The 23,545-nt window shown below is 74.1% G+C and carries 21 protein-coding genes; 7 read left to right on the forward strand and 14 right to left on the reverse strand.

The features are described 5' to 3' along the window. Positions 1–157: 157 nt before the first annotated feature. The 3 genes from C0216_RS27585 (at position 158) to C0216_RS27595 (ending at position 4,144) form a co-directional block, all read left to right on the forward strand. Positions 158–1,783 carry a penicillin-binding transpeptidase domain-containing protein gene (locus tag C0216_RS27585; RefSeq protein WP_114057868.1) on the forward strand — a complete coding sequence of 542 codons (1,626 nt, stop codon included), beginning with the start codon at positions 158–160 and terminating at the stop codon, positions 1,781–1,783. Positions 1,784–1,827: 44 nt separating this feature from the next. After that, positions 1,828–2,385, forward strand: a complete 558-nt coding sequence (locus C0216_RS27590) for a TetR/AcrR family transcriptional regulator (RefSeq protein WP_114057869.1) — start codon at positions 1,828–1,830, stop codon at positions 2,383–2,385. A gap of 73 nt (positions 2,386–2,458) precedes the next feature. Next, positions 2,459–4,144: an alpha/beta fold hydrolase gene (locus C0216_RS27595; RefSeq protein ID WP_114057870.1), complete on the forward strand. Its 1,686-nt coding sequence runs from the start codon at positions 2,459–2,461 to the stop codon at positions 4,142–4,144. A 118-nt stretch (positions 4,145–4,262) separates the two neighbouring features. Here C0216_RS27595 and C0216_RS27600 read toward each other — a convergent pair whose 3' ends face one another. The 4 genes from C0216_RS27600 to C0216_RS27615 are packed head-to-tail and all read right to left on the reverse strand — an operon-like array spanning position 4,263 to position 8,064. Further along, on the reverse strand, positions 4,263–5,426 hold the full coding sequence (locus C0216_RS27600) for a serine hydrolase domain-containing protein (protein WP_114057871.1): 1,164 nt from the start codon (positions 5,424–5,426) through the stop codon (positions 4,263–4,265). A 28-nt stretch (positions 5,427–5,454) separates the two neighbouring features. Continuing rightward, positions 5,455–6,243, reverse strand: coding sequence for an energy-coupling factor ABC transporter ATP-binding protein (locus tag C0216_RS27605; protein ID WP_114057872.1), 789 nt, complete (start codon positions 6,241–6,243; stop codon positions 5,455–5,457). After that, complete coding sequence (cbiQ, locus tag C0216_RS27610) at positions 6,231–6,992, reverse strand: cobalt ECF transporter T component CbiQ (RefSeq protein WP_114057873.1); 762 nt, start codon at positions 6,990–6,992, stop codon at positions 6,231–6,233. The genes C0216_RS27605 and cbiQ overlap by 13 nt, the downstream gene beginning before the upstream one ends. Before the next feature lies 1 nt (position 6,993). Continuing rightward, positions 6,994–8,064, reverse strand: a complete 1,071-nt coding sequence (locus C0216_RS27615; RefSeq protein WP_114057874.1) for an energy-coupling factor ABC transporter permease — start codon at positions 8,062–8,064, stop codon at positions 6,994–6,996. A gap of 181 nt (positions 8,065–8,245) precedes the next feature. On the opposite strand from C0216_RS27615, the gene C0216_RS27620 reads away from it, so the two are divergent. Next, positions 8,246–8,704: an SsgA family sporulation/cell division regulator gene (locus C0216_RS27620; RefSeq protein WP_114057875.1), complete on the forward strand. Its 459-nt coding sequence runs from the start codon at positions 8,246–8,248 to the stop codon at positions 8,702–8,704. Between the two features lie 129 nt (positions 8,705–8,833). Here C0216_RS27620 and C0216_RS27625 read toward each other — a convergent pair whose 3' ends face one another. Together C0216_RS27625 and C0216_RS27630 are read right to left on the reverse strand one after the other, a co-directional pair. After that, a complete protein-coding gene (locus C0216_RS27625) occupies positions 8,834–11,032 on the reverse strand; it encodes an MMPL family transporter (protein ID WP_114057876.1) in 2,199 nt (732 codons plus the stop codon). A 193-nt stretch (positions 11,033–11,225) separates the two neighbouring features. After that, positions 11,226–11,816 carry a TetR/AcrR family transcriptional regulator gene (locus tag C0216_RS27630; RefSeq protein WP_114057877.1) on the reverse strand — a complete coding sequence of 197 codons (591 nt, stop codon included), beginning with the start codon at positions 11,814–11,816 and terminating at the stop codon, positions 11,226–11,228. Positions 11,817–11,969: 153 nt separating this feature from the next. Here C0216_RS27630 and C0216_RS27635 point away from each other — a divergent pair, with 153 nt between their 5' ends. After that, a complete protein-coding gene (locus tag C0216_RS27635) occupies positions 11,970–15,260 on the forward strand; it encodes a S41 family peptidase (protein ID WP_114057878.1) in 3,291 nt (1,096 codons plus the stop codon). Between the two features lie 78 nt (positions 15,261–15,338). Here C0216_RS27635 and C0216_RS27640 read toward each other — a convergent pair whose 3' ends face one another. From C0216_RS27640 to C0216_RS27650, 3 genes are read right to left on the reverse strand one after another with little or no spacing between them, the layout of a single operon-like run. After that, a complete protein-coding gene (locus tag C0216_RS27640; protein ID WP_114057879.1) occupies positions 15,339–16,232 on the reverse strand; it encodes an SDR family oxidoreductase in 894 nt (297 codons plus the stop codon). After that, positions 16,229–17,173, reverse strand: a complete 945-nt coding sequence (locus C0216_RS27645) for an alpha/beta fold hydrolase (RefSeq protein ID WP_114057880.1) — start codon at positions 17,171–17,173, stop codon at positions 16,229–16,231. The genes C0216_RS27640 and C0216_RS27645 overlap by 4 nt, the downstream gene beginning before the upstream one ends. After that, positions 17,170–18,699, reverse strand: coding sequence for a flavin-containing monooxygenase (locus C0216_RS27650; RefSeq protein WP_114057881.1), 1,530 nt, complete (start codon positions 18,697–18,699; stop codon positions 17,170–17,172). Before C0216_RS27650 ends, C0216_RS27645 begins: the two co-directional genes overlap by 4 nt. 163 nt (positions 18,700–18,862) lie before the next feature. Here C0216_RS27650 and C0216_RS27655 point away from each other — a divergent pair, with 163 nt between their 5' ends. Continuing rightward, positions 18,863–19,594: a MerR family transcriptional regulator gene (locus C0216_RS27655; RefSeq protein ID WP_246042711.1), complete on the forward strand. Its 732-nt coding sequence runs from the start codon at positions 18,863–18,865 to the stop codon at positions 19,592–19,594. On the opposite strand, the gene C0216_RS27660 is transcribed toward C0216_RS27655, so the two are convergent. Continuing rightward, positions 19,573–20,379 carry an exodeoxyribonuclease III gene (locus tag C0216_RS27660; RefSeq protein WP_174250473.1) on the reverse strand — a complete coding sequence of 269 codons (807 nt, stop codon included), beginning with the start codon at positions 20,377–20,379 and terminating at the stop codon, positions 19,573–19,575. The two genes, C0216_RS27655 and C0216_RS27660, sit on opposite strands and share 22 nt — an antisense overlap. A 38-nt stretch (positions 20,380–20,417) precedes the next feature. Here C0216_RS27660 and C0216_RS27665 point away from each other — a divergent pair, with 38 nt between their 5' ends. Continuing rightward, positions 20,418–20,909, forward strand: a complete 492-nt coding sequence (locus C0216_RS27665) for a GNAT family N-acetyltransferase (protein ID WP_114057882.1) — start codon at positions 20,418–20,420, stop codon at positions 20,907–20,909. A gap of 46 nt (positions 20,910–20,955) precedes the next feature. On the opposite strand, the gene C0216_RS27670 is transcribed toward C0216_RS27665, so the two are convergent. From C0216_RS27670 to C0216_RS27685, 4 genes are read right to left on the reverse strand one after another with little or no spacing between them, the layout of a single operon-like run. Beyond that, positions 20,956–21,450 carry a hypothetical protein gene (locus C0216_RS27670; RefSeq protein WP_114057883.1) on the reverse strand — a complete coding sequence of 165 codons (495 nt, stop codon included), beginning with the start codon at positions 21,448–21,450 and terminating at the stop codon, positions 20,956–20,958. Between the two features lie 3 nt (positions 21,451–21,453). Then, the gene (locus tag C0216_RS27675) at positions 21,454–21,966 is read right to left on the reverse strand and encodes a hypothetical protein (protein WP_114057885.1); all 513 of its coding nucleotides are present in this window, start codon (positions 21,964–21,966) and stop codon (positions 21,454–21,456) included. Next, entirely contained in the window at positions 21,873–22,553 is a 681-nt protein-coding gene (locus C0216_RS27680) for a hypothetical protein (protein ID WP_114057886.1), read from the reverse strand. Before C0216_RS27680 ends, C0216_RS27675 begins: the two co-directional genes overlap by 94 nt. Continuing rightward, complete coding sequence (locus C0216_RS27685) at positions 22,553–23,119, reverse strand: WXG100 family type VII secretion target (RefSeq protein ID WP_114057887.1); 567 nt, start codon at positions 23,117–23,119, stop codon at positions 22,553–22,555. Before C0216_RS27685 ends, C0216_RS27680 begins: the two co-directional genes overlap by 1 nt. Positions 23,120–23,545: the final 426 nt, after the last annotated feature.

The raw sequence follows: 23,545 nt of genomic DNA on the forward strand, positions 1-23,545 counted from the left end.
TGCCGGTCGGCGCCGGGGCCCGCGGCTGTTCTCGGCCCGAATCGGAATGTCCGGCTCCCGCAACAACATGCACATGGCACGCGCACAGCGCGTAAGGTCGTCCGCCGGAGGTCCTTGAACGCGTTCAAGGGATCGGATGTCCTGGGGAGGGGCGCGGATGAACGGGGCAGGCAAAGGCGCGGTCGTGGTCGGGGTGTTCCTCGCGATGGTCGGCGGCACGGCGCTCGGGGTGTACACGCTGGTCGACGGCGCCGGCAGCGGCGAGGGGGCGGGCGCCTCGGCGGCGTCCGCGAAGGGCAGCGGACCCGTCACCGGGGAGGAGGCCGCCCGGACGGCGAAGGCGTTCCTCGCCGCCTGGGCCGCCGGAAGGGACCGCGAGGCCGCCCGGCTGACGAACAACGCCGCCGCCGCGCAGGCCGCACTGGCCGGCTACCGGGACAGGGCGCACATCGCCAAGGCCGTGTTCACGCCCGGCGCCCCGGAGGGGGCGGCCGTCCCGTTCACGGTGGCCGCGGAGGTCGCCCACGAGGGCGCCGCGAAGCCCCTCGCGTACGCCTCGAAGCTGACGGTGGTGCGCGGAGAGACGACCGGGAAGCCGCTCGTCGACTGGCAGCCCTCGGTGGTCCACCCCGAGCTGGGCCGGGGCGAGGAGCTGCGGGCCGGCCCGCCGGCCGCGCCGCCGGTCAAGGCCGTCGACCGGCGCGGCGAGGAGCTCGACCCGCAGCGGTACCCCTCCCTGCGGCCGGTCCTGGACCAGCTGCGCCGCACGTACGGCGGGAAGGCGGGCGGGCGGCCCGGCGTCGAGCTGTGGATCGAGCCGGCCTCCCCGGAAGCGCCCCGGCGCACGCTGCTGACGCTGGCCGAGGGCGAGCCGGCGAAGCTGGAGACGACCCTGGACGCGCGGGTGCAGGCGGCGGCAGAGAAGGCGGTGGCGCGCTACCCCGAGGCGTCGGTCGTCGCGATCCAGCCGAGCACCGGGCACGTCCTGGCCGTCGCCAATCACCGCAAGGACGGCTTCAACGCGGCGATGGAGGGCGCCCGCGCCCCCGGCTCCACGATGAAGATCGTCACGGCGGCGATGCTGATGGACCGCGGCGCGGCAGCGGCGGACCAGCCGGCGCAGTGCACGAAGGAGGTCTCCTGGGGCGGCCGCCCCTTCCACAACCTGCGCGGCTTCGAACTGCCGGGCGCGGACTTCGCGACGGCGTTCGCCCGGTCCTGCAACACCTCGTTCATCAAGCGCATCAAGACCGTGGACGACGACGGGGCGCTGGCGGAGGAGGCGCGCGAGGTCTTCGGGATCGGCCTCGACTGGAAGACAGGCGTCCGCTCCGTCGACGGCAGCGTGCCCGAGGCGACCGGAGCCGCGGCGGCGGCCGCGTACATCGGGCAGGGCCGGATCACCATGAACCCCCTCACCGTCGCCTCGATCACGGCCACGGCGCGCACCGGGGTGTTCCGGCAGCCGGTGCTGGTCGCGCCCGGCCTGGACGGACGGCCCCTCGCCCGGGCCGAGCGGACGATGAAGCCGGCGGTGGCACGGCAGCTGGTGCAGATGATGCGGCTGACGGCCGCATCGGGCACGGCCGCGCAGACCATGGCGGGCGTACGGGGCTCGGACAAGGGGGCGAAGACGGGCTCGGCGGAGGTCGACGGCGCGGGCAGCCCGGACAGCTGGTTCACGGCCTTCAGCGGCGACGTGGCGGCGGCGGCCATGGTGGAGGCCGGCGGCCACGGCGGCGACGCGGCGGGCCCGATCGTGGCGGCCGTCCTCAACCGCTGACGGCACCCGTTGAGAGAATATGTAGATCGGTCTACAGTGGCGCCATGGGACTGAAAGGCGCCGAAACGCGCGACCGGCTGCTGGACGCGACGCAGGAGCTGATCGAGGCCGGGGGCTACCTCGGCGCCGGGCTCAACCAGGTGATCGCGGCCAGTGGCGCGCCTCGCGGCTCGCTGTACTTCCACTTCCCCGGCGGCAAGGACCAGCTGGTCGGCGAGTCCGTCCGGCGGGCCGGGCGCGCCATCGGCGGCGAGCTGGAGAGCCTGGCGGACTCCAGTACGTCGGTGGCGGAGTTCGCCGAAGCGGTACTGCGCCACCTGGGCGAGCGGCTGGAGGAGTCGGGGTGGCGCAAGGGGTGCCCGGTGGCCACCGTCGCGCTGGAGACGGCCGGCACCAACGGCCCGCTGCAGGAGGCGTGCTCGGAGGTCTACACGTCGTGGGAGGCGGCTCTGCGCGCGCGGCTTGCCGGCCGCCCGGACGGCGACGACCTCGCGACCGCCATCCTGGCCCTCGTGGAGGGTGCGCTCCTGCTGGCCCGGACGCACCGCAGCAAGGAGCCTCTGGACCGGGTCGCCCGCCGGATCGGCGCCCTGGTCGGCTGACGATGCCCGCCGGCGACGGCGGGCCTCTTTCTGCCCAGAAAATATGTAGACCGATCTATTAGAGGAGAGCTCCATGGACGCGATCGTCTTCGGCGCGACCGGCTTCATCGGCCGTTCCCTCGTCGCCGAGCTGCTGACCCGGGGTCAGCGGGTGGCGGCGGCCGTACGCAACGACACCCTCACCCCCTGGCTGGCCTCCCAGGGCGTCGGCCTCCGCGGGCTCGAGATCGTCACCGCCGACATCACCCGGCCGCTCGCGGAACTGCCCGACGTCCGGGACGTGTACAACGCGGCCGCCCGCTTCGCCTTCGGCCTCAGCGAGCGGGACGCGCGGGCGGTGAACGTCACCGGGGCGCTGAACGTGGTCGAATGGGCCGCCACGCTGCCCCGGCTGCGCAGGCTCGTGCACATCAGCGGATACCGGGTGAGCGCCGCCGACGGCCACCCCGACTACGCCGGGCTGGGAGCCTACGAGGCGTCGAAGCTGGAGGCCGACCTCGCCGTACGGGCCCGCGCCGAGGCCCTGTCGGTGCCGCTGACCGTCGCCAACCCCAGCACCGTGATCGGGCCCGGCCAGTACATCGGCCTGGCCACCCTCGTCGAGGACCTGTGGAACGGGCGGCTCCCCGCGCTGCCCGGAGGCTCCGACACCTTCCTGCCGGTCACGACCATCGACTACCTCGTGCGCTTCCTGGCGGAGATCCCCGGGTCGCCCGCGGGCGAGCACTACTGGGTGCTCGACGACGACACCCCGCTCCTGCCCGACCTGATCGGCACGATGGCCGCCCACATGGGGGTACGGGCACCCCGCCGGACCGTTCCGGCCGGCCTGCTGCGGCGGTTGCCGCGGCGGTTGACCGGTGCAGACCCCGAGACCCTGTCGTTCCTGTCGGCCGACCGGTACCCGACGGCCTCCGCCGACGCCTTCGCCGCACGCACCGGCCTGGAGACGCCTCCGGTGACCGAGGCCCTGCGCACCTGGGCGGACGACCTGGTGGCCGCCCGCTTCGGCTCCGCAGCGCCCTGGCAGAGCCCGTACGGCTTCCACACCGTCGCCGGCGCTCCGACCTGGGTGACCGGCGACCGGCATCGCCCCTCCCACGTCCTGCTGCACGGCCTGCCGATGAACGGCGACCTCTGGAGGCCCGTCGCCGCCCACCTCCCCGGGCCGGTGCTCGCCCCCGACCTGCCCGGCCTGGGGCGCTCGGCGCCGTCCCCATCGACGACCGACGTGTGGCTGGCCGATCTGATGGGCCCGGTGCAGACCCGGCCCGTGCTGGTCGCGCACTCGCTGGCCTGCGGGGCCGCACTCCGCTTCGCCGTCCGCCATCCGGACCGCCTCGGCGGCCTCGTCCTCGTCTCCCCGGCGTTCCTGCAGGCGCCCGCCCCGCGGCTCGCCCGCTCCGCCGCGGCCGCGCCGATGCTGCGGCGCATGCCGCCTCCTCGGCTGGCCCGGACGCTCGGCGTCCCCGACGGACCGGAGGTGCGCAGCGCCGCGGCCGACCTGAGGCGCCCCGGAGTGGCGCGCCGCGTGGCCGCGGCCCTGCGCGGGGACGCCGCCGCGCGCCGCGAATGGCGGGCCCTGCTCGACCGGGTGGCCGTCCCGGTCCGGATCGTCGTGGGTTCGGCGGACCCGCTGACCGGGCCCGTCGGCATCCCGGTGGACGAGATCGCCGGGGCGGGCCACTACCCCCAGCTGACCCATCCCGCCCAGGTCGCCCGCCTTCTGCGCACCGCCGCCGCTGCGACCGGTGCGTGAGCGCCGCTCTCTCCTGCCCCCGAGCCGGCACCCCGGAGTGTGGAGGACGGCCGCCTCCGCCCTCCCGGGGAGAACCGCACATCAGCGGATCGGGGGCGTGCGGAGGTGGACGCCCGGCTCAGAGGGCCGTGCGCAGGGCGCGGAGCAGGGACTGGGCGCGGGGGTCGGCTGTGACCGATGACGCCAGGGCGTTCGTGACGTAGCCGAAGGCGATGCCCGATTCCGGGTCGGCGAAGGCGAGGGAGCCGCCGCGGCCCGGGTGGCCGAAGGAGGCGGGGGACAGCATCGGCGAGGCGGGGCTGTGGAGCATGTGGCCCGGTCCGAAGCGGGTGCCCACGACAAGGACCCGGTCGGGGCCGGACGACAGCTCGGTGCCCGCGAGGGCGGTCGTCTCGGGGGTGAACAGGCGGGGGCCGTCCTCGGTGTCGCCGATCAGGGACGCGTACAGGCCGGCGAGGGCGCGGGCGGTGCCGATGCCGGCGGAGGCGGGGAGTTCGGCGGCCCGGTAGGCGGGGGCGTTCTCGTCGGCGAGCGGGGTGATCGCCGCGAAGGCGCGCCGGGTGAGGGAGTCGGGGTCCGCGTACGCCTCCGAAACGTTTCTCCGCGGCCGCAGGCGCAGCGCCCCCGCCGACTGCGGCGGCTCGACGGCGCCGACCCGGCCGACCCGCCCCGACTCGGCGACCTCCTGCGGCAGCCCGATCCAGAAGTCCAGGCCGCGCGGGCCGGTGACCTCCTGGGCGAGCCAGGACCCGAGGGAGGCGCCGGTCACCCGGAGCACCAGCTCGGACAGCAGCCAGCTGAAGGTCTGCGCGTGGTAGCCGTGCGCCGTGCCCGGCTCCCAGAACGGCCGCTGCGCGGCGACCGCCCGCGCGCCCGAGAGGCCGTCCGCGGCCTGTTCCGGGGTCAGCGGCACGTCCAGGGCGGGTACGCCGGCCCGGTGCGCGAGCAGGTCGCGGACCAGGGCGCCCTCCTTGCCGCCCGCCTTGAACTCGGGCCAGTGGTCGCCGACGGGCGCGTCCAGGTCGAGAAGCCCGCGCTGGTGCAGCAGCAGCGGGACGACGGCCGCGACGCCCTTGGTGGCCGAGCGGACCACCTGCGCCGTGTCCGCCGTCCACGGGGCGGTGCCGTCGGCGTCGTGCGTGCCGCCCCACAGGTCGACGACCCGCCGGCCGTCCCGGTACACGGCCACGGCCGCGCCCCGGTCGCCGAGCACCTCGAAGTTGCGTACGAAGGCGTCGCGGACGGCCTCGTAGCCCTCCGCCACCTCACCCTGGATGTTCACGTGCGGTCCAACTCCCACCTGGGCCGGCTCATTCCCGCGACGGTGCCGCCCGGACCGACCGCGGGTCGAACCCGAAGGGCAGCTCCAGGCGGTGGGCGCGCATCAGCTCCTCGTCGCACAGCAGCTCCTGCGTGGGGCCGTCGGCGGCGATGACGCCCTCGCTGAGGACGACCGAGCGGGGGCACAGCTCCAGGGCGTAGGGCAGGTCGTGGGTGACCATGAGGACGGTGACGTCGAGGGAGCGGAGGATGTCGGCGAGCTCGCGGCGGGAGGCCGGGTCGAGGTTGGAGGAGGGCTCGTCCAGGACGAGGATCTCCGGCCGCATGGCGAGGACGGTCGCGACGGCGACGCGGCGGCGCTGCCCGAAGGAGAGGTGGTGCGGGGGCCGGTCGGCGAAGCCGGCCATGCCGACGCGCTCCAGCGCCTCGCGGACGCGCTCCTCCAGCTCGGCGCCGCGCAGGCCGGCGGCGGCCGGCCCGAAGGCGACGTCCTCCCGGACGGTCGGCATGAACAGCTGGTCGTCGGGGTCCTGGAAGACGATGCCGACGCGGCGGCGGATCTCGGCGAGGTGCTGCTTGGCGACGGGCAGTCCGGCGACGCGGACGGTGCCGATGCCGCCGCCGAGGATGCCGTTGAGGTGGAGGACGAGGGTGGTCTTGCCCGCGCCGTTGGGCCCGAGGAGGGCGACGCGCTCGCCGCGGCCGACGGTCAGGTCGACGCCGAAGAGGGCCTGGTGGCCGTCGGGGTAGGCGTACGCGAGGCCGGCGACCTCCAGGGAGGGGGCGGGCACGGCCGGGGCAGAGGTCACAGGGTCCATCCGATCAGGCAGACGGCGAGGGCCGCCGTCGGGAGTACGGCCGCGCGGGCCCATTGGGCGCGGGTGGCCGTGACGTTGTCGATGACCGGCATGGAGCCGGTGTAGCCGCGGCTGACCATGGCGAGGTGGACGCGTTCGCCGCGTTCGTAGGAGCGGATGAACAGCGCGCCGGCGGTCTTCGCGAGGACGCCCCAGTGCCGGATGCCGCGGGCCTCGAAGCCGCGCGAGCGGCGGGCGATCGACATCCGGCGCAGCTCGTCGGCGATGACGTCCCCGTAGCGGATCATGAAGGTGGCGATCTGGACGAGCAGCGGGGGCAGCCTCAGCCGCTGGAGGCCGAGCAGCAGGGCGCGCAGCTCGGTGGTCGCGGCGAGCAGGACGGAGGCGGCGACGCCGAGGGTGCCCTTGGCGAGGACGTTCCAGGCGCCCCACAGTCCGGAGACGGACAGGGACGCCCCGAGCACCTCGACGCGCTCGCCCTCCGCGACGAACGGCATGAGGACGGCGAACGCGACGAACGGCACCTCGACCAGCATCCGGCGCAGCACGAAGGCGGGCGGGATGCGGGCCGCGGCGGCGACGGCGGCGAGGAGGAGGGCGTACAGGCCGAAGGCCCACACCGCCTCGCGCGGGGTGGACACCACGACCAGGACGAACGCGAACGCCGCGACGATCTTGCAGTGCGGGGGCAGTGCGTGGACCGGCGAGCTCCGCTCCAGGTGGAGCCGGTGGGCGTGGCCCGCCCCCATGTCAGACCGCCGAGGTCTCGGGGTGGGCCGCGGGGCGCGCGGCCGGCGTGCGGCGGCTGCGGGCCGCCCAGAAGACGCCCGTGCCGACGGCGACGGTCGCGCCGACGCCGATGACGCCGGCGAGGCCGACGGAGAGGCGCTCGTCGTCGACGTCCTTGACGCCGTAGTCGGCGAGGGGCGAGTCGGCGGTGGCGTGCTCGTACTGGTCGGCCTTGGCGTCGATGCCCTGGTCGGCGGCGACCTTCTCCAGGCCGTCGGGGCTGGCGGAGGCGTAGAAGGAGACGAACCCGGCGAGGAGGAGGGCGGCGGCCAGGCCGGCGGCCCACACGGCGCGGCCGGAGCGGCCGGAGCGGGCGGGACCGGCGGGGGCCTCGGCGGCCGGGGCGTCGACGAGTTCGCCGCCGACGCGCAGCTTCAGCGGGGCGGCGAGGCCCTTGACCCCGTGGACGAGGTCCGGGCGGACGGCGAGGACGGCGCCGACGGTCGCGGCGGTGATGGCGGCCTCGCCGATGCCGATCAGGACGTGGACGCCGAGCATGGCGGCGAGCACCTTGCCGACGGGCACGTCCGTGGTGCCGCCGACGGCGTACAGCAGGGTGAACGCCGCGGCGGAGGCGGGCACGGAGACGAGCGCGGCGGCGAAGGCGGACGCGAGGGCGGACCCCCGGTTCCGGGGCAGGACGGCGAGCAGGCCGCGGAAGACCAGGTGAGCGGTGATCACGGTGACCACGCCCATGACGGTGATGTTGACGCCGAGGGCGGTGAGCCCGCCGTCGGCGAAGAGGACGCCCTGCATCAGCAGGACCACCGAGATGCACAGCACGCCGGTGTAGGGGCCGACGAGTATCGCGGCGAGCGCCCCGCCGAGGAGGTGCCCGCTGGTGCCGGCCGCGACCGGGAAGTTCAGCATCTGCACGGCGAAGATGAAGGCGGCGACGAGTCCGGCAAGCGGGGCGGTGCGCTCGTCGAGCTCGCGGCGGGCACCGCGGAGGCTGACGGCGACCGCGCCGGCGGCGAGGACACCGGCGGCCGCGGACACGGGGGCGTCGATGAATCCGTCGGGCACGTGCATGGCTGGCTCCGCTTCCTGCCGTCCTTGAGCTGACAAAATCTTTATCCACCCAAGATTAAGGCTCACCTGCAAACCATGGGCAAGAGCGGGGAGGTCACAAATAGCGCCTCGCACTTTCGTGGGAATGTGCGAGGCTGGGGGCAATACGGACTTATATGTTCCGATTCGAGGAGTCTTGTCGATGTCGCCGACCGCCGAGAATCCGACCGGGCCCGCATCAGGGGCCGCCACCGCCGCGCTCACCGCCGTCGCGGCCGCCACCGCCGTGGTCCCCGGCGTCGAGGAACGCGTCATCGCCCGCGTCATCAGCGACGATCCGCTCTACCGGAAGATCCCCGTCGCGCTGCGGTACGCGCCGGCCGAGCCGCTCGCCGTGCGGATCGTCTTCCCCGCGGGCCTCTCGCCCGAGGGCACCGACAACGAGTGGGTCCTTCCGCGGGCCCTGCTGGAGTCCGGGCTCCAGGCCCCCACGGGCACCGGCGACGTGCGTGTCTGGCCCTGCGGCCGGGTCCAGGCCGTCGTCGAACTCCACTCCCCCGAGGGAGTCGCGGTCATCCAGTTCGACATCGCCGCGCTGCGCCGCTTCCTGCGCCGCGCCTCCGCCTCCGCCCCGGCCGCCTCCGCCACCCGCCCGGCGTAACGGGAGCCGCCGGGCCCGGGCCCGCCCGCCGGGCATGCGGACGGCCCGGCCCCGCATCCGCCGTCGGGAGCGGGTGCGGGGCCGGGCCTCAGGGCGCCAGGGCGTCAGGGCGTTAAGGGCGTCAGGGCGTCAGGCGCTGACCAGCTCGCGGTCCTTGCCCGTCCCCTCGCCGGAGTCCCCGCCGGCCAGGTGCTTGCGCAGGCTCTCGCCCTCGACGTCCACGTTCGGCAGAATCCGGTCCAGCCAGCCCGGCAGCGCCCACGCCCGGTGGCCGAGCAGCGCCAGCACCGCCGGGACGATGGCCATGCGGACGACGAAGGCGTCGAAGAAGACGGCGACGGCCAGGCCGAAGCCGATCATCTTGACCATCTGCTCGCTGGAGCCGATGAAGCCCGCGAACACCGCGATCATGATGACGGCCGCGGCGACGACGACCCGCGCGCTGTACTTGAAGCCGGTCACGATGGCCTGGCCGGGCCGCTCGCCGTGCACGTACGCCTCGCGCATGCGGGTGACGAGGAAGACCTCGTAGTCCATCGCCAGGCCGAAGACGACGCCCACCATGAAGATCGGCATCATGCTCATGATCGGACCGGTCTGCTCGACCCCGAACAGCGAGCCCAGCCAGCCCCACTGGAAGACCGCGACGACCGCGCCGAGGGCGGCCACCACCGACAGCAGGAACCCGAGGGCCGCCTTGAGCGGGACGAGGATCGAGCGGAAGACCACCGTCAGCAGCAGGAAGGCGAGGCCGACGACGAGCGCCAGGTAGGGCAGCAGCGCCTCGTCCATCTTCTGCGAGAAGTCGATGTTCATCGCGGTGGCGCCGGTGACGAGCACCTCGTCGCCGCTGGATTCGCGGATCTCGCGGACGAGGCCCTCGGTCGCCGCGGAGGACGGCCGGTCCTTCGGAATGACGGTGATCACCGCGGCGTCGCCCGCCTCGTTGGGCGCGGGCGGGGTGACCACGGCCACGCCCTCCATGCCCTTGATCCGCGCCTCTGCGGCCTCGGCCAGCTTCTTGTCGCCGTCGACGACGACCATCAGCGGGCCGTTGAAGCCGGGCCCGAAGCCCTCGGACAGCAGGTCGTACGCCCGGCGCTGGGTGGTGGAGACCGGCTGGGAGCCGTCGTCGGGCAGGCCCATCTCCAGGCTGCCCGCCGGGACGGCGATCGCGCCGAGGCCGACCACGCCGAGGAGCAGGACGGCGACGGGGCGGCGGAGCACGAAGCTCGCCCACCGGGTGCCGGCGTTGGCCTTGGGCTCGGCGCCGGCCGGCCGGCCCTTGCCGAACAGCCTGCTCTTCGTCCCCGCCGGGAGTACCTTGCGCCCGGCGAAGCCCAGGATGGACGGGACGAGCGTCAGGGCGACGAGGACGGCGATGACGACGGTGCCCGCGGCGGCGAGGCCCATCTTGGTCAGCATCGGGATGTTGACGACGGCCAGGCCGGCCAGGGCGATGACCACGGTCAGGCCGGCGAAGACGACCGCGGAGCCGGCGGTTCCGGCGGCGCGGCCCGCGGCCTCGTCCCGCTCGTGGCCCTCGGCGAGCTCCACGCGGTAGCGGGAGACGATGAAGAGGGCGTAGTCGATGCCGACCGCGAGGCCGATCATCATCGCGAGGGTCGAGGTGGTGGTGCCGAGGTCCAGCACGTTCGCGAGCGCGGTGATGGCGGAGACGCCGATGCCGACGCCGATCAGCGCGGTCAGCAGCGGCAGCCCCGCCGCGACCAGCGAGCCGAAGGTGATGACCAGCACGACGCCGGCGACGAGGATGCCGATGACCTCGCCCGAGCCGGTCTCGGGGGCCGCCATCAGGGCGTCGCCGCCGATCTCGACGGTCAGCCCGGCCTTCTTCGCCGCGTCGCCGGACTCGGTGAGCGCCTCGCGCGTCTCGTCCTTCAGCTCCATGCCGCTGACGGTGTACTTGACGCTCACGTACGCGGTGGAGCCGTCCTGGCTGACGGCCTGCACCTGGAAGGGGTCGGCGACCGAGGCGACCTGGGCCTTGCCCGGTCCCTCCTGGATGCCGGAGACGATCTTCTGGACCTGTGCCTTGTTCGCCTCGTCGGTGATCCTGGCGCCCTGCGGCGCCTTGACGACGATCCGGGCGGACGCGCCGTCGGCGGCCATGCCCGGGAACTTCTCGTCGAGCAGGTCGAAGGCCTTCTGGGCCTCCGTGCCGGGCATCGAGAAGGATCCGGAGGTGGGGGCGGACGCCGATGCCGCGCCGAAGCCGGCGGCGAACAGCAGCGCCACCCATATGAGGGCGACGAGGCCGCGGCGCCTGAAGGCGCCCCTGCCGAGACGGTAGAGGAAGGTGGCCACTGGAGTGGTTCTCCCGTTCGAGTCGTGGGATGGATCCGGGTGGATCAGGGCGTGGAGAGCCGGCCCGACGACGAGAGCGGCGTGTCAGGAGCAGCGTGGATCTGGTGCGGTGGATCGTGCGCGGTGGGAGCCGCGCGGTGCATCTGTGCGGTTGTCGGCCGTACGGGGATCCCGGCGGGTCCCGCGCGGCGGCTCAGACGCCGAGGGCGGGGAACACCACGGCGTCGATGAACTCTCCGAGGAAGGCCCGGTCGACGGGACGGTCCTCGATCAGCGGGAGCGCGATGAACGCCCCCACGATGACGTGCGGCACGAACTCCAGGGCGGGGCAGTCCGGGGAGACCTCACCCCGCTCGACGGCCCGCTGCAGCATCAGCTGCATGCCGTTGAGCTCCGGTTCGACCAGCAGGTCCCGCAGCGCCTTGTGGAGCTCCGGGCTCTCGTGGACGGCATGCGCCAGGCCCCGCAGCAGGGCGGTGTCCTTGGCCATCTGCGCGTCGTCGGAGTACTGGACCATGAGCCCGAAGTCCCCGCGCAGGCTGCCCGTGTCGATCTCCGCGAGGGGGACCGGCTGGGTGCAGCGAAGGGCCCGGGCGACCAGCTCCGGCTTGCTCCCCCACTGGCGGTAGAGGGTGGCCTTGCTGGACCTGGTGCGGGTGGCGACGGCGTCCATGGTGAGCGCCTCGTACCCGACCTCCCGGAGCAGGTCCAGGACCGCCCCGTGGAGTTCGGCCTCGCGCTCGGGGGTGATGCGGCTGCGCCGCGACGACACCTCGTCGGACATCGCTGGGCACCTCCCGTCGAACGAAACCGTTTCGTACACCCACGACGATACCCCCCGACCGAGCGAAACGAAACCGTTCCGTTTCGCTTGGCTCCGTGGCCTGGATCACCTGTACGGGTTGCCGGGCCCCTTCCCCGCGGAAAACATGGGGACGTGAGCCACGACGTCGCGTACCTCCGCTTCCCCCACCTCCACGACGACCTCCTGTGCTTCGCCGCCGAGGACGACCTGTGGGTCGCCCCGCTCGTCCCCGACGGCGCCTCCCCCGGCCGGGCGTGGCGGATCACGGTGGACCGGACCCGCATCGGCCACCCCCGCTTCTCCCCCGACGGCAGCCACATCGCCTTCACCACGTGGCGCAGCCTGGACCCGGAGGTGCACCTCGCGCCCGTCGAGGGCGGCCCTGCCCGCCGGCTCAGCCACTGGGGCGCCACCGACACCCGGGTCTGCGGCTGGACGCCGCCCGACAAGGACGGCCGCAGCGACATCCTCGCCGTCTCCTCGCACGGGCAGCCCTTCTCCCACTACGCGTGGGCGTACAGCCTGCCCACCGACGGCTCCCCCGGCGGCCGGCTGCCCTGGGGCCCGGTGTCCGACATCGCGGTGCACGACGAGGCCGCCGCGGACGGCTCCGTCGAGCGGCGCACCCTGCTGCTGACCGGCAAGCCCCCGCACGAGCCGGCCGCGTGGAAGCGCTACCGCGGCGGCGCCACCGGCCGGCTCTGGCTGCACGGCAAGCGGCTGCTGGAGGACATCGGAGGGCATATCGCCGCGCCCATGTTCGTCGGCGGCCGCATCGCCTTCCTCTCCGACCACCAGGGCATCGGCAACCTCTACTCCTGCCTGCCCGACGGCACCGACCTGCGCCGGCACACCGACCACGAGGAGTTCTACGCCCGCCACGCCGCGAGCGACGGCTCCCGCGTCGTCTACCAGTGCGCCGGCGAGCTGTGGCTCGTCGAGGACTTCGGCCCCGACGGCACCCCGCGGAAGCTCCAGGTCCGCCTCGGCGGCCCGCGGGCGGGCAGGCGCACCCACCAGGTGCCCGCCGCCCACCACGTCGACTCGCTGTCCGTCGACACCACCGGGCGGGCCAGCGCCGTCGTCGTCCGCGGCAGCCTGTACTGGCTCACGCACCGCGACGGCCCGGCCCGCACGATCGCCGACACGCCGGGGGTGCGGGTGCGGCTGCCGGAGATGCTCGGCACCGGCGGCCAGGTCGCGTACGTCACGGACGCCGAGGGCGAGGACGCCGTCGAGATCGCCTACCTGCCGCGCGCCTCGGGCGAACGGGAGCCGCGCCGGCTGGCCTCCGGGAAGCTGGGGCGCGTACTGGAGCTGCTGGCCGACCCGGACGGGGAGCGCCTCGCCATCGCCTCGCACGACGGCCGGCTGCTGCTCCTCGACGCGACGGAGGAGTCCAACGGCGAGGTCACCGAGCTGGTCGCGTCCGTCAACGGGCCCGTCACCGACCTGGCGTTCTCCCCGGACGGGGCGTGGCTGGCGTGGTCGCACCCGGGCATCGGCCGGTCGCTGCGGCAGATCAGGATGGCCAGGATCTCCGGCACCGGGCCGCGGACCGTCGTGGACGTGACGAACGGCCGCTTCGAGGACGACCACCCCGTCTTCACCCGGGACGGCCGCTACCTGGCCTTCCTGTCGTGGCGCGGCTTCGACCCGGTCTACGACGTGCACACCGGCGACCTGTCGTTCCCGCTGGGCTGCCGGCCCTACCTGGTGCCGCTGTCGTCGGCGACCCCCTCGCCGTTCGCGTTCACCCCCGACGGGCGGCCCGCGGCGGGCGGCCTCGACCCGGTGGAGGGCGAGTCCGGCGAGGGCGACGGCTCGGTGACGGTGGAGGTGGAGGGGCTGGAGAACCGGGTGACGCCGTTCCCGGTGTCGGCGTCGAAGTACTCGGCGCTGCAGCCGGTCAGCGGCGGCGGGCTGGTGTGGCTGCGCTGGCCGATCTCGGGCGCCCTCGGCGAGACGTTCGCCAATCCCGCCGACACCAGCGGCAAGCCGACCCTGGAGCACTTCGACATCACGAAGGCCCGCAAGACCGAACTGGCCTCCGGCCTGGACTGGTTCGCGGTCAGCGGCGACGGCACCCGCCTCGTCCTCAACGACGACGGCGACCTGCGGGCCGTCCCGGCCACCGAGTCCGGCGACGGCGACTCCACCGTCTACCTGGACCTGCGGCGCATCCTGCACGAGGTGGACCCGCCCGCCGAGTGGCGGCAGGCCTACGAGGAGGCCGGGCGGCTGATCCGCGCCTACTTCTGGGACCCGAAGATGTGCGGGATCGACTGGGACGGCATCCTCGCCCAGTACCGGCCGCTCGTCGAACGCGTCGCCTCCCCCGACGAGTTCGCCGACCTGCTGCGCGAGGTCCTCGGCGAGCTGGGCACGTCCCACGCGTATGTCTCCGCGGCCCGCCGCAACGAGGGCCCGCCGCACTACCAGCGCCCCATCGGCCTGCTCGGGGCCAACCTGGTGTGCCGCGACGGGAACTGGGTCGTCAAGCGGATCCTGCCCGGCGAGTCCTCGGACTCCAAGGCCCGCTCCCCGCTGGCCGGCACCGGCATCCGGGAGGGCGCCGTCCTCACGCACGTCGACGGCCGGCCCGTCGACGCCGTGGCCGGCCCGTACCCGCTGCTCGCGGCGGCCGGCGGCACGACCGTCGAGCTGACCTTCGAGCCGGCCGAGGGCGAGGGGCGCGCCCGCCGGGTGGCGGTGGTCCCGCTGATCGACGAGCGGCCGCTGCGCTACCAGGACTGGGTGTCCAAGCGGCGCGCGGTGGTCCGCGAGATCAGCGGCGGCCGCTGCGGCTACCTGCACATCCCCGACATGGGCGGCTCGGGCTGGGCGCAGTTCAACCGCGACCTGCGGATGGAGATGTCCCGGCCCGCGCTGATCGTGGACGTACGGGGCAACGCGGGCGGGCACATCAGCGAGCTGGTCGTCGAGAAGCTGACCCGCTCCATCCTCGGCTGGGACCTGACCCGCGACGCGCAGGCCGTCAGCTACGCCTCCAATGCGCCCCGCGGCCCGATCGTCGCGCTGGCCGACGAGGCGACCTCCTCGGACGGCGACATGATCACGGCGGCGTTCAAGCTGCTCGGGCTGGGCCCGGTGGTGGGACAGCGGACGTGGGGCGGCGTCGTCGGGATGACCGGCCGGCACGTCCTCGGCGACGGCACGGTCATCACGGTCCCGATGAACGCCGCCTGGTTCGAGGGGCACGGCTGGTCGATCGAGAACCAAGGGGTGGAACCGGACTACGCGATCCTGCGGACGCCGCTGGACTGGGCGGAGGGCCGGCACGCGCAGCTGGCGGACGCGGTGCACCTGGCGCTGGAGCTGCTGGAGGCGCAGCCCGCGGCGGTCCCGCCGGGCTACACCGACGTACCGGACCTGCGGCGGCCGAAGCTGCCGCCGCGGTAGCCCCGGCGGGGCAGCGGGCGGCGGGCGGCAGGGGCGGCGGGCCCCGGGGGCGGGGCCCGCCCGGCGGCCGTCAGGCCGTCAGCCCGTGCCGGCGGCGCGGCCCCGCTCCCGCTCGTCGGCGGCCCCGCCCTCGCCGACCAGCCCCTTGGGCACCCCGGCCAGGCGCGGCTCGAACCGCCGCACCTCCCGCTGCCCGCCGGCCGCGATCAGCGCGGGCAGGTGGCCCCGTACGCCCTGCATGCCGCGCAGCCACCACTGCGCGTACACGTGCGCCGAGCGGCGCTCGATGCCGGCGACGATCCGGTCGACGGCCGGGCCCAGCGGGTAGGTGCGGTTCGCCGGCCAGGGCAGCCGCTGCCGCAGCTCCCGCATGACGCCGTCGCGGTCGGCGCCGCGCACCATGTCGGTGTCGGTCCACGACAGGTAGCCGACGCCGACCCGGACGCCCTTGTGGGCGACTTCGGCGCGCAGGCAGTGCGCGAACGCCTCCACGCCCGACTTGGAGGCGCAGTACGCGCTCATCATGGGGGCCGGGGTCATCGCGGCGAGCGAGGCGATCTGCAGGAAGTAGCCCCGGCTCTCGGTGAGCAGGGGCAGGAAGGCCCGCGCGGTGACCGCCGAGCCGACCAGGTTGACCTCGATCACCCGGCGCCAGGCGTCGGGGTCGGAGGCGGCGAAGGGCCCGCCGGCGGCCACGCCGGCGTTGGCGACGACGATGTCGGCCCGGCCGAAGCGCTCCCGGACCTCCCCGGCGACGCGGGCAATGGCCTCGTGGTCGGTGACATCGGCGTGCCAGTGGGCGCTGTCGGTGTGCAGCCGCCCGGACACCTCCTTGAGCGCCTCCGGCTCCAGGCCGACCAGCGCCACCCGCGCGCCCCGCGCGGACAGCTTGCGGGCGAGGAGCTCGCCGACGCCGCGGGCCGCGCCGGTGACGACGGCGACCTGTCCCTGAAGGTTCCTGTGCGCGCTCACGGCGTCCTCTCCTCCTGCTGCTGCCGGGGTTCCTGGGGGCGTACGAGGTAGCGGCGGGCCAGGTCGCGGACCGCGCCCGCCACGGCCTCGGGGGCTTCGACGGGGGTCATGTGCCCCATGCCGGCCAGTTCGGTGAGGCCGACGCAGCGGGGCAGGGCGGCGGCGATCCTGCGGGCGTGCACGATCGGCGAGAGCCGGTCGGCGGTGCCGGCGAGGACGGCGGTGGGCGCCGTCAGTGCGGCGAGCCGGGCGTCCACGTCGAGTTCGGCGAGGACCCGCGACCAGCCGTGCCGGACGGCAGTGGGGCAGGCGTGCACGATACGGGCGCACGCCTCGACCTTGTCGGGCGCGGAGCCGGGGCCCATCGTCGCGTACTTGAGCACCTGCCGGGCCGGCGGGGTGACCGGCCCGAGCGGGGCGCGGGAGCCGAGGAGGGCGCGGGTCAGCCGGGTGCGCAGGGGGCCGGGGCGCAGTGGGACGACGCGCGCCTCGGCGGCCAGGCGGGAGCTGCCCGTGCTGCACAGCAGGACGGCCGCGGCGTGCTCGTCGAGTTCGGGCCGGCCCGCCGCCGCCATGATGGTCATGCCGCCCATGGAGTGCCCCGCGAGGACGGCCCGCTCGCCGGGGGCGAGGGCGGCCCGCAGGACGGCAGCGAGGTCGTCGGCGAGGGCGGTGGTGGAGTAGCGGGAGGTCGCGGGGGTGCGGCCGTGGCCGCGCTGGTCGTACGCGATGACCCGGTGGTCGGCGGCGAGGTCGCGGATCGGGGCGGCCCAGAAGGCGGTGGAGCAGGTCCAGCCGTGGGCGAGCACGACCGGCGGGGCGTCCGGCTCGCCGTGCTCCTCGACGTGCAGCCGGGCGCCGTCGGCGGATACGGCGACCAGCTCGCGGCGGGCGGCGGGCGGCGCGTACCGGCCGGCAGGGGCGTGCGTCAGCCGGCTCATACGGCGGCCTCCCCGGCGGCGGCCGCGCCGGCCCGGTCGGGAGTGTGGCCGCGCGTGCCGCCGCGGGCGCGGAGGACCTCGTACTCGGCCATGTCGACGGTCTGCGTCAGCCGGCGGAACTCGCCGGTCGTGCCCGGCCAGACGGTGGTGTTGCGGCCCTGCGCGTCCAGGTACCAGCTGGTGCAGCCGCCGGTGCTCCACACCGTCCGCTCCATGCGCGCCTGGACCTGCCGGTTCCACCGGCCCACGGCCGAGGGTCGGGCCGCGAGGGCGGCCCGGCCGCCGAGGACGTCCAGTTGGCGCAGGTAGTCGGCCATGTAGTTCAGCTGCGACTCGATCATCAGGATCATCGAGCTGTTGCCGAGTCCCGTGTTGGGCCCGATGATCGTCATCCAGTTCGGGAAGCCGGCCGCGGTCGCGCCGCGCAGCGCCTGCATCCCGTCCTTCCAGTGGTCGGCGAGGGTGCGCCCCTCCGCGCCCACGACCCGGTCGGCGATCGGCATGTCGGTGACGTGGAACCCGGTGCCGAAGACGATGGCGTCGGCCTCGGCCTCGGTGCCGTCGGCGGCGACGAGGACGCTGCCGCGGACCTCCTTCAGCCCGGAGGCGACGAGGTCGACGTGGGGCCGGGCGAGCGCCGGGTAGTAGTCGCTGGAGAGCAGGATGCGCTTGCAGCCGATGCGGTAGGAGGGCGTCAGCTTCGCCGCCAGCTCCGGGTCCTTGATGGAGCGCGCGATGTTCGCCTTGGCGAGGGACTCGATCAGCCCGAGCCGGCCCGGATGCTTGGTGAACGCGCTGACCTGGAGCTCCCGGATGCCCCACAGCAGCCCGCGGCGCGCCGCCCGCGTGAACGGCAGCTGCCGGTGCAGCCAGCGCTCGGCGGCGGTGATGGCGCGGTCGGTGCGCGGCATCACCCAGGGCGGTGTGCGCTGGAAGAGGGTCAGCCGCTGTACGTCGGGGGCGATGGCCGGGACGATCTGGATGGCGGAGGCGCCGGTGCCGACGACCGCGACGCGCTTGCCGCGCAGGTCGTAGTCGTGGTCCCAGCGCGCGGTGTGGAAGACCTTCCCGGGGAACCCGGCGAGGCCGGGGACCTCCGGCAGCCTCGGCTCGGAGAGCGGGCCGGTCGCGGAGACGACGACGTCGGCGGTGAGGGCGCCGCCGGAGGTCTCGATCTCCCAGTGCAGCCGCTCGGCGTCCCAGCGCATCGACTGCACCTCGTGGCGCAGCCGGATGTGGGGGCGCAGGCCGAAGGTGTCGGCGACGCGCTCCAGGTAGGCCCGGATGTGGGGCTGCCCGGAGAAGGTGCGCGGCCAGTCGGGGTTGGGGGCGAAGGAGAAGGAGTACAGGTGCGAGGGGACGTCGCAGGCGCAGCCGGGATAGCTGTTGTCCCGCCAGGTCCCGCCGACGGAGTCGGCGCGTTCCAGGATGGTGAAGTCCGTGATCCCCTCGCGGCGCAGCCGGACGGCGGCGCCCAGTCCGCCGAAGCCCGCCCCGATGACCGCCACCCGCACGTGCTCGCCCATGCCGCCTCCCAGCCGCCGCACCGTCGCGCCACACTGCCAGCAATCACTGGCACAATCGGGAGGGTAGAGCAGCACCGTACCGAGGGGTAGGGGTCGCACGCGGAAAGTTACTGCGGGTACGCCATAGGCTTCGGCCGTTGCAGACACGGAAGCGGGGACGACGTTGCGCGAATACCGTACGGAGGAACTGGCCGAGGCCGCCGGCATCCCCGTCCGCACCCTGCGCTTCTACCGCGAGCGCAAGCTCCTGCCGCCACCGCGCCGCGAGGGCCGCATCGCCTGGTACGACGACCACCACCTGGCCCGGCTGCGCACCATCGCCGCCCTGCTGGAGCGCGGCCACACCCTCGGCGGGATCGCCGAGCTGACGGCCGCGTTCGAGCGGGGGCGGGACGTCGGCCAGCTCGGCGAGCTGCTCGGCATCGGCTGGTCGGAGGAGACCCCGGTCCGGCTGACCCCGGAGGCGCTCGCCGACTACTTCGAGGGCGAGGTCACCCCGGAGAACCTGGCGGCCTCCCTCGACCTGGGGTACGTCGCCACCGACGGCGACGAGATCGTCCACGTCAGCCGCCGCCTCCTCGACGTCTCCTCGGCCCTGGTCCGCGAGGGCGTCCCGCTCGCGGCGGTCCTGGAGACGGGCCGCCGGGTGCGCGGGCACGCGGACGCCCTGGCCGCGCTGTTCGCCGGGCTGGTCGCCGAGCACCTGCCGGACGACCCCGAGGCGGTCACGCGGCTGCGGCCGCTGGCGAAGAGCGTGGTCGAGGCCGAGCTGTCGATGGCGATGGACCGCCTGCGGGCGGCCGCGGGACCGGCGGACGGGCCACAGGAGGCAGCGGACGGGGCACAGGAGGCAGCAGGCGGAGACGGGGCCGCTCAGACCGCGCCGAGCCCGTAGGCCACCGTCACCGGCGCATGGTCGGACCACCGCTGCGGGTGCGTCTCGGCCCGCTCCACCCACGCCTTCACGGCCCGGTCCGCCAGGCCCGGCGTGGCGACCTGGAGGTCGATGCGCCACCCGGCGTCGTTGTCGAAGGCCCGGCCGCGGTAGGACCACCACGAGTACGGGCCCTCCGTGTCCGGGTGCAGCGCCCGCACCACGTCCACGTACCCGGCCTCGGCGTAGACCTTGCCGAGCCACTCCCGCTCCTCGGGCAGGAAGCCGGCGCTCTTGCGGTTGGTCCGCCAGTTCTTCAGGTCGGCCTCGCGGTGGCAGATGTTCCAGTCGCCGCAGACGACGACCTCCCGCCCGTCCGCCGCGGCCCGCTCCTTCAGCTCGGCCAGGTACGGCAGGAACGCGTCCATGAACCGGTACTTCTCGTCCTGCTTCTCCGTCCCCGCCTCCCCGGAGGGCAGGTACAGGCTCGCGACGGTCACCCCCGGCAGGTCGGCCTCCAGGTAGCGCCCCGACGCGTCGAACTCGGTGCTGCCGAAGCCGACCTGCACCCGCTCCGGCTCCCGCCGCGTGTACAGCGCGACCCCGGCCCGCCCCTTCGCGGCGGCCGGCGCGAAGACGGTGTGCCAGCCCTCGGGCCTGCGGACCTCCAGCGGGATCTGCTCCTCCTCCGCGCGGACCTCCTGGAGGCACACGACGTCGGCGTCGGACCCGGCCAGCCACGGGGAGAACCCCTTCTTGGCGGCGGCGCGGATCCCATTCACGTTCACGGAGGTCACGGTGAGCATCCCAGCACCATAGCCCGACCGTTCCGTACGATGTCCGGATGTCTCACGGGATAGAGATCCGCACCGTGCCGTACGACCACCCGGACGCGGTGAAACTCAACGACGAGGTCCAGCTCGAGTACCAGGAGCGCTACCAGGGCGAGGGCGACGCCACGCACCTGGACCCGGCGATGTTCGCCCCGCCGAACGGCCTGTACCTCCTGGCGTACGACGCCTCGGGCACCCCGGTCGCCAGCGGCGGCTGGCGCCGCCAGGACGAGAACGCGGAGGGCTACTCGGACGGCGACGCCGAGCTGAAGCGCATGTACGTCGTCCCGAGCGCCCGCGGCCTCGGCCTGGCCCGCCGCCTCCTGGCGGAGCTGGAGGCCGACGCCCGCGCCGCCGGCCGCGTCCGCATGGTGCTGGAGACCGGCGACAAGCAGCCCGAGGCCATCGCCCTCTACCTCTCGGAGGGCTACACGATGACGGCCAAGTTCGGCTACTACCGGGAGTACGACTCCAGCCGCTGCATGGCCAAGCCCCTCTCCTGACGCCCGCCTCCCCCGGTCCCGCCCGGCCGTCGCCGGGCGGCCGGGGTCACCCCGTCCGGAGCCGCAGGCGGAAGTCCGGGCAGACGTCCGGGTCCGGGTCGTCGTAGACGAAGGTGCGCTTCGCGTCGATGCCGATGGAGAGCCTGTCGAGGGTGTCGCCCCGCATGATGCCCTCCGGCTCGCTGAAGTCCATGAGGAGCGTGGTCCGGTCCCGGCCGTGGCCCGCCGGGTCCACCACCCAGGTACCGGACCCGCTGAAGGTCTTGCCGAGGTGGGCGTGGAAGGAGCTGCCGCCCGTCGGCCAGTTCTCCACGGTGAAGCTGCCTCCGTGGGCCGTCCCCGGGGTGAGGGCAAGTGTCAGACGGACGCCCTTCGCCTCCAGCTCACCGTCGAACGTCCCCGCCAGCTGCGCCGCGCCCGCGGTCTCCGCGGCCTCCGGGACGCACCGCTCGAACGCGTCGGAGCCGCAGCCGGTGAGCAGCCCGGCCAGGGCGGCGAGCACCGCCACGCCCCCCGCCGCCCGCACCCTGCGCCGGTACATCGGTCACTTCCCTTCCGCGGGGACGCGCTCGGTCCACGTGATCTTCTGGTCGATCGTGGAGAACACGCCGTCCTCCCGGTTGAAGTTCTCCAGCCAGTCGTAGTAGCCGACGTAGTGCAGGAACGATTCGTTGCTGGTCGAGTTGTTCAGCGTGTACTCGACGACGAGCGAGCCGTCGGGGTCCTGGCCCTTGACGCTGTAGTCGAGGGAGTACGAGCCCATGAACGCCTCGCCGAGGTGGTCCTCGTCGGCGGTGGCGATCGCCGGGATGTCCGTGCCGACCAGCTTGCGGAGCGCCCCGAGCTTGCCGTCCTTGGAGATCGAGTAGCTGACGGTGCCCTCCTGCTGCCCGTTCTCCTGCCACTTGGAGAGGGTGTCGGCGCGCAGCCGCTCCATGCTCACGCTGTCCTTGATGAGCTCGGTCATCGTGTCGCCGTCGTGGTACTCGCGGTTGCGCGGCCCGCTGCCGGAGACCCAGTCCCAGCCCAGCGAGTACGCGCCCTCGCCCTTGCGCACCGGGTACGGGTCCTGATCCGGTTCGTGGTGTCGATGCTGCTGTGCCCGGGGTTCGGGTTGAACCACTGGCCCAGGCCGATGTCCGACATCAGCGCGAACGCCATGTTCCGGTCGGCGGCGATGCCCCGCCGGACGATGTCGTTGATCTCCCGCTGGGCGGCCTCGATGGCCTTCGCCTCCGGCGAGTCCTTCGCGATCTCCTTGCACCGGCCGTTGAACACGGTGGTCGCGGCGACCCCGCTCGCCTGGATGAACACGCCCTTCTCCTGCGCCCGCCGCACGGCGTCCTGCAGGTCCTTCTTGACCGCCTTGAACTCGCCGAGCGCGTCCTCGATGACACCGATCGCCGCCTTGGCGACCTTCGTCGCGGAGTCGACCTGCCGCTCGATGTCGTCGATCATCCGCCAGGCGTACGGGGCCGCGGCGCCCTCCCAGTACCCCTTGTCGCGCAGCGGCTTCAGCATCTCGTCCCGGACGCGCCGCGGCAGCTTGGCCAGCGCCTCGTGCGTGGTGCGCCACTGGGTGAGGAGGGTCTCCAGCGGCGCCAGGTCGGTCTCCAGGATCTCCTGGTAGAAGGTGGTGGACATCAGAGCCCCTGGAGCTTGGACGGGCGCCGGACACCGGTGAACGACTGGTCGATCCCCGCGTCGGTCGTCTTGTAGCCGCGGGCGCCGATGCGCAGGCTCTCGGAGATGTGCGCGAGCCACCCGGCGACCGTGCCGGCCTGCTTCTCCCACTGCAGGTGCGCGGCGCGCAGGCTCTTCCCGGACTCCCACCCGTTCATGGCCGTCGCGGCCTTCCGCGCGGGCTCCTCCAGCGCGGCCGCCGGCTTGGTGAAGGCGGTGTGGATCTCGTCGGCACTCCCGGCGGCCTTGGTGAGCACAGCGGGCTCGATGACGAGCTCCTGCCCGGACGCCCCGGGCCCCTGGGGCGGCAGCAGCCCCGGCGGCTGGAGCAGCCCCGGCGGCTGCCCACCGTTGGGCGGCACCAGCAACGGCGGAGCCGGCGTCAGCGTCCGCGGGGTCAGCGGATCCCGGAAGCTCCCGGGCTCCGGAGCCACGAAAACGGAAGCCCCCCACTGGGACTTGTGCCGTTCCAGCTCGTCCGGCGACAGCGGAAGCCGCTCGGGCTCCGGCAACGTGTCATCGGCCATGTACGCAACTCCCCCTATGCGAACGCAAGCACGCGAACATCAAAGCGAGCCCACCCTAGCCCAGCTCGCAAACCCGCCACCCCCACCCCTCAACCCATTAGCAAACACTGGCCCGTTGAGGACGCACTGCACGGAACCGCTCGCAACGAGTGAGCATTCGGGGGCCGCAGGCGCCCGAATGAACCTCGGCGATCCGGAAGACGTGCGGCAGTCCGCCGCCACAAGACCCAAGGCCGCCGCAGCACGCGCAGGGGAGCGCCGCCGGCTGCAGCAACGTGGCCGGGAAGGGGCGGTTGTCTGAGTGCAGGTGAGTGAACCTGCCCCGGCCGCGTACGGATGAGAGGGCACTGTCGCCGGCGCCCTGAAAGGCTGGGCCGAAAGCCCCCGGACCTGAAGCGGCGACCGGGTTGCGGCCGGCCGACGAAC

This window comes from Streptomyces globosus, from assembly GCF_003325375.1.
In the GTDB taxonomy this organism is placed as follows: domain Bacteria; phylum Actinomycetota; class Actinomycetes; order Streptomycetales; family Streptomycetaceae; genus Streptomyces; species Streptomyces globosus_A.

Coding starts and splice junctions, on each gene's coding strand:
- C0216_RS27585 (WP_114057868.1), top strand. CDS start 158: ATGAACGGGGCAGGCAAAGGCGCGGTCGTGGTCGGGGTGTTCCTCGCG.
- C0216_RS27590 (WP_114057869.1), top strand. CDS start 1,828: ATGGGACTGAAAGGCGCCGAAACGCGCGACCGGCTGCTGGACGCGACG.
- C0216_RS27595 (WP_114057870.1), top strand. CDS start 2,459: ATGGACGCGATCGTCTTCGGCGCGACCGGCTTCATCGGCCGTTCCCTC.
- C0216_RS27605 (WP_114057872.1), bottom strand. CDS start 6,243: ATGGACCCTGTGACCTCTGCCCCGGCCGTGCCCGCCCCCTCCCTGGAG.
- cbiQ (WP_114057873.1), bottom strand. CDS start 6,992: ATGGGGGCGGGCCACGCCCACCGGCTCCACCTGGAGCGGAGCTCGCCG.
- C0216_RS27615 (WP_114057874.1), bottom strand. CDS start 8,064: ATGCACGTGCCCGACGGATTCATCGACGCCCCCGTGTCCGCGGCCGCC.
- C0216_RS27620 (WP_114057875.1), top strand. CDS start 8,246: ATGTCGCCGACCGCCGAGAATCCGACCGGGCCCGCATCAGGGGCCGCC.
- C0216_RS27630 (WP_114057877.1), bottom strand. CDS start 11,816: ATGTCCGACGAGGTGTCGTCGCGGCGCAGCCGCATCACCCCCGAGCGC.
- C0216_RS27645 (WP_114057880.1), bottom strand. CDS start 17,173: ATGAGCCGGCTGACGCACGCCCCTGCCGGCCGGTACGCGCCGCCCGCC.
- C0216_RS27650 (WP_114057881.1), bottom strand. CDS start 18,699: ATGGGCGAGCACGTGCGGGTGGCGGTCATCGGGGCGGGCTTCGGCGGA.
- C0216_RS27660 (WP_174250473.1), bottom strand. CDS start 20,379: ATGCTCACCGTGACCTCCGTGAACGTGAATGGGATCCGCGCCGCCGCC.
- C0216_RS27665 (WP_114057882.1), top strand. CDS start 20,418: ATGTCTCACGGGATAGAGATCCGCACCGTGCCGTACGACCACCCGGAC.
- C0216_RS27670 (WP_114057883.1), bottom strand. CDS start 21,450: ATGTACCGGCGCAGGGTGCGGGCGGCGGGGGGCGTGGCGGTGCTCGCC.
- C0216_RS27680 (WP_114057886.1), bottom strand. CDS start 22,553: ATGTCCACCACCTTCTACCAGGAGATCCTGGAGACCGACCTGGCGCCG.
- C0216_RS27685 (WP_114057887.1), bottom strand. CDS start 23,119: ATGGCCGATGACACGTTGCCGGAGCCCGAGCGGCTTCCGCTGTCGCCG.